Annotated in this window: 3 rRNA genes; all 3 read right to left on the reverse strand. The window is 54.8% G+C overall.

The features are described 5' to 3' along the window. Positions 1–5: 5 nt before the first annotated feature. The 3 genes from rrf to AC50X5_RS16775 all read right to left on the reverse strand — a co-directional run bounded on the left by rrf (position 6) and on the right by AC50X5_RS16775 (position 5,526). Positions 6–122, reverse strand: a 5S ribosomal RNA gene (rrf, locus tag AC50X5_RS16765). Between the two features lie 205 nt (positions 123–327). Then, positions 328–3,452 (reverse strand): 23S ribosomal RNA (locus tag AC50X5_RS16770). Between the two features lie 551 nt (positions 3,453–4,003). After that, a 16S ribosomal RNA gene (locus tag AC50X5_RS16775) occupies positions 4,004–5,526 on the reverse strand. Together the 16S, 23S and 5S rRNA genes form the textbook arrangement of a ribosomal RNA operon. Positions 5,527–5,721 lie beyond the last annotated feature (195 nt).

Raw genomic sequence — 5,721 nt, forward strand, 5'->3', positions numbered from 1 at the left:
TGTTTGTCCGGCGGTGACCTACTCTCCCACACCCTCCCGGGTGCAGTACCATCGGCGCTGTGGGTCTTAGCTTCCGGGTTCGGAATGGGACCGGGCGTTTCCCCCACGCTATGACCGCCGTAACCCTTGTACCCGTCACCCTGTTGGGGGTGTGGGAAGTCTGGTGTTACAACATGTGGTGTTGTTATTTTGTTGTTGGTTCCTGTGCAACGTGCCCGTGGTGCGGGTTTGTTGTTTGGGAACCACATAGTGGACGCAAGCAGTCTTGATCTTCACGCAGTGCTTTGGTGTGAACGTCTTTTGAAGGTTTCGTTCACGCACTGGTGTGTGGTGTAAGTTATCGGCCTATTAGTACCGGTCAGCTTCACGGGTCTTTAGTCCCCGCTTCCACATCCGGCCTATCAACCCAGTGGTCTGGCTGGGGGCCTCTCACACACGAGGTGTATGGAAATCTCATCTTGAAGCGGGCTTCCCGCTTAGATGCTTTCAGCGGTTATCCCATCCGAACGTAGCTAATCAGCGGTGCACTTGGCAGTACAACTGACACACCAGAGGTTCGTCCGTCCCGGTCCTCTCGTACTAAGGACAGCCCTTCTCAAATTTCCTGCGCGCGCAGCGGATAGGGACCGAACTGTCTCACGACGTTCTAAACCCAGCTCGCGTACCGCTTTAATGGGCGAACAGCCCAACCCTTGGGACCTACTCCAGCCCCAGGATGCGACGAGCCGACATCGAGGTGCCAAACCATGCCGTCGATATGGACTCTTGGGCAAGATCAGCCTGTTATCCCCGAGGTACCTTTTATCCGTTGAGCGACGGCCATTCCACAATGTACCGCCGGATCACTAGTCCCGACTTTCGTCCCTGCTTGAGATGTCTCTCTCACAGTCAAGCTCCCTTGTGCACTTACACTCGACACCTGATTGCCAACCAGGCTGAGGGAACCTTTGGGCGCCTCCGTTACTCTTTAGGAGGCAACCGCCCCAGTTAAACTACCCATCAGGCACTGTCCCTGACCCGGATTACGGGCCGAAGTTAGATGTCCAAAGTGACCAGAGTGGTATTTCAACGATGACTCCACCCGAACTGGCGTCCGGGCTTCAACGTCTCCCACCTATCCTACACAAGCCACTCCGAACACCAATACCAAACTATAGTAAAGGTCTCGGGGTCTTTCCGTCCTGCTGCGCGTAACGAGCATCTTTACTCGTACTGCAATTTCGCCGAGTTTATGGTTGAGACAGCGGGGAAGTCGTTACTCCATTCGTGCAGGTCGGAACTTACCCGACAAGGAATTTCGCTACCTTAGGATGGTTATAGTTACCACCGCCGTTTACTGGGGCTTAAATTCTCAGCTTCGCCTTGCGGCTAACCGGTCCTCTTAACCTTCCAGCACCGGGCAGGAGTCAGTCCGTATACATCGTCTTGCGACTTCGCACGGACCTGTGTTTTTAGTAAACAGTCGCTTCCCCCTGGTCTCTGCGGCCCCGATCCCCTCCAGAACGCGTGGTTCTTTCAAGGTTGGGGCCCCCCTTCTCCCGAAGTTACGGGGGCATTTTGCCGAGTTCCTTAACCATAATTCTCTCGATCGCCTTAGTATTCTCTACCTGATCACCTGTGTCGGTTTGGGGTACGGGCGGCTAAAACCTCGCGTCGATGCTTTTCTCGGCAGCATAGGATCACCAAATCCCCCCAAACGGGGGTCCCATCAGATCTCAGGCATCACGAACAGCGGATTTACCAACCATTCACCCTACATCCTTAGACCGGGACAACCATCGCCCGGCTTGGCTACCTTCCTGCGTCACACCTGTTAATACGCTTGCCTCCCAGGATCAGGTCCTGCGCTCCACCAAAACCCTCACACCACAAGGGCGATCGGGCAGGTATCGGGCAGTTAGTATCCCCTGTTCAGCATGGGCGGTTTTTCGCCGGTACGGGAATATCAACCCGTTGTCCATCGACTACGCCTGTCGGCCTCGCCTTAGGTCCCGACTTACCCAGGGCAGATTAGCTTGACCCTGGAACCCTTGATCATTCGGCGGACGGGTTTCTCACCCGTCTTTCGCTACTCATGCCTGCATTCTCACTCGTGTAGGCTCCACCGCTGGTTTACACCGCGACTTCACTGCCCACACGACGCTCCCCTACCACTCCAGACGACTGAACCACGAAGGCTTGTCTACTATCTGAAATCCACAACTTCGGCGGTGTACTTGAGCCCCGCTACATTGTCGGCGCGGAATCACTTGACCAGTGAGCTATTACGCACTCTTTCAAGGATGGCTGCTTCTAAGCCAACCTCCTGGTTGTCTTCGCAACTCCACATCCTTTCCCACTTAGCACACGCTTAGGGGCCTTAGTTGGTGGTCTGGGCTGTTTCCCTCTCGACTATGAAGCTTATCCCCCACAGTCTCACTGCTGCGCTCTCACTTACCGGCATTCGGAGTTTGGCTGACGTCAGTAACCTTGTAGGGCCCATTAGCCATCCAGTAGCTCTACCTCCGGTAAGAAACACGCAACGCTGCACCTAAATGCATTTCGGGGAGAACCAGCTATCACGAAGTTTGATTGGCCTTTCACCCCTACCCACAGCTCATCCCCTCCATTTTCAACTGAAGTGGGTTCGGTCCTCCACGACGTCTTACCGTCGCTTCAACCTGGCCATGGGTAGATCACTTCGCTTCGGGTCTAGATCACGCCACTGCAACGCCCTATTCAGACTCGCTTTCGCTACGGCTTCCCCCCACGGGTTAACCTCGCGACGTAACACTAACTCGCAGGCTCATTCTTCAAAAGGCACGCCGTCACAACTACAAGGTTGCTCCGACGGATTGTAAGCACACGGTTTCAGGTACTGTTTCACTCCCCTCCCGGGGTACTTTTCACCTTTCCCTCACGGTACTGGTCCGCTATCGGTCATTAGGGAGTATTTAGGCTTATCAGGTGGTCCTGACAGATTCACACGGGATTTCTCGGGCCCCGTGCTACTTGGGATACTCTCCAGGCGGCACTAAACATTACGGTTACGGGGCTCACACCCTCTACGGCCGGCCTTTCAAGACCGTTCACCTATGCCAGCACATCACACCTCACTGTCCCGGCAGAGACAGTACGGAAAGTCCCACAACCCCGACCATGCAACGCCCGCCGGCTATCACACATGGAACGGTTTAGCCTGATCCGCGTTCGCTCGCCACTACTGACGGAATCACTATTGTTTTCTCTTCCTGCGGGTACTGAGATGTTTCACTTCCCCGCGTTCCCTCCACGTACCCTATGTGTTCAGATACGGGTCACCAGGTAACTCGCGTTCCTGGCGGGGTTTCCCCATTCGGAGACCCTGGGATCAAAGTCCGGTTATCGACTCCCCCAGGCATATCGCAGATTCCCACGTCCTTCTTCGGCTCCTAATGCCAAGGCATTCACCGTGTGCCCTTAAAAACTTGACCACAAAGATCAATTCAAAACAGATTTTCGAGAGAACCACAGAAACCGCACCGCACACCACGAAGGCACACAGTCCAGATCCAGGTTCATATTCTTGGAAATTGCTTCTTATAAAAGATGCTCGCGTCCACTATGTAGTTCTCAAACAACAACCCCAAACCACACACCCCACACAAGGCCCCGTCCAAACGGGACCACCACGCGTGATCGATGCAGCCAGGAAACCAGAAACAAACAAACCCGCAAACAACCCCGAACCACCCCAAAGAGCAGAACGAAGCACCCACGGCCCTGTTGCCTCAGGACCCAACAGTGTGCCAAACACTAAACCATCCACGAACCCCACCACATCGTTCCAGGCAACCACCAACCCCCGCAAAGAGGAAGAACAGTCACCGTACTGGACAGGCGAAACCACAAACAGCCGCTATTCATTGATATTCCACCCATGAGCACCCGCCGCAGAACAAACGTCTGCGCAACGGGCATATACTCCTGACAAACCCCCACCACCACACAACGCAGCAGCAGAACATCTGTAGGTGCTCCTTAGAAAGGAGGTGATCCAGCCGCACCTTCCGGTACGGCTACCTTGTTACGACTTAGTCCCAATCGCCGGTCCCACCTTCGACAGCTCCCTCCCACAAGGGGTTAGGCCACCGGCTTCGGGTGTTACCAACTTTCGTGACTTGACGGGCGGTGTGTACAAGGCCCGGGAACGTATTCACCGCAGCGTTGCTGATCTGCGATTACTAGCGACTCCGACTTCATGGGGTCGAGTTGCAGACCCCAATCCGAACTGAGACCGGCTTTTTGGGATTAGCTCCACCTCACAGTATCGCAACCCTTTGTACCGGCCATTGTAGCATGCGTGAAGCCCAAGACATAAGGGGCATGATGATTTGACGTCGTCCCCACCTTCCTCCGAGTTGACCCCGGCAGTCTCCCATGAGTCCCCGCCATTACGCGCTGGCAACATGGAACGAGGGTTGCGCTCGTTGCGGGACTTAACCCAACATCTCACGACACGAGCTGACGACAACCATGCACCACCTGTAAACCGACCACAAGTGGGGCGCCTGTTTCCAGACGTTTCCGGTTCATGTCAAGCCTTGGTAAGGTTCTTCGCGTTGCATCGAATTAATCCGCATGCTCCGCCGCTTGTGCGGGCCCCCGTCAATTCCTTTGAGTTTTAGCCTTGCGGCCGTACTCCCCAGGCGGGGCACTTAATGCGTTAGCTACGGCGCGGAAAACGTGGAATGTCCCCCACACCTAGTGCCCAACGTTTACGGCATGGACTACCAGGGTATCTAATCCTGTTCGCTCCCCATGCTTTCGCTCCTCAGCGTCAGTTAATGCCCAGAGACCTGCCTTCGCCATCGGTGTTCCTCCTGATATCTGCGCATTTCACCGCTACACCAGGAATTCCAGTCTCCCCTACATCACTCTAGTCTGCCCGTACCCACCGCAGATCCGGAGTTGAGCCCCGGACTTTCACGGCAGACGCGACAAACCGCCTACGAGCTCTTTACGCCCAATAATTCCGGATAACGCTTGCGCCCTACGTATTACCGCGGCTGCTGGCACGTAGTTAGCCGGCGCTTCTTCTGCAGGTACCGTCACTTTCGCTTCTTCCCTACTGAAAGAGGTTTACAACCCGAAGGCCGTCATCCCTCACGCGGCGTCGCTGCATCAGGCTTTCGCCCATTGTGCAATATTCCCCACTGCTGCCTCCCGTAGGAGTCTGGGCCGTGTCTCAGTCCCAGTGTGGCCGGTCACCCTCTCAGGCCGGCTACCCGTCGTCGCCTTGGTGAGCCATTACCTCACCAACAAGCTGATAGGCCGCGAGTCCATCCAAAACCACAAAAAGCTTTCCACCCCCCACCATGCGATGAGGAGTCATATCCGGTATTAGACCCAGTTTCCCAGGCTTATCCCAGAGTCAAGGGCAGGTTACTCACGTGTTACTCACCCGTTCGCCACTAATCCACCAGCAAGCTGGCATCATCGTTCGACTTGCATGTGTTAAGCACGCCGCCAGCGTTCATCCTGAGCCAGGATCAAACTCTCCGTTGAAGTAAAACAAAAACAGACACAACCACACCCACGGAAATAACGCAGGAAATGGCTGCACAAAATTTGAAACCAGCTGAAAAAAACCAGACCCGCACCACAGGGGCGGCACAGATCCAGTCAAAAACAACCAATTCATATAAATAAATCGGTATCAATAAACTTGGCACACTATTGAGTTCTCAAACAACAGACACA

The organism is Pseudarthrobacter sp. MDT1-40-2 (assembly GCF_059383595.1).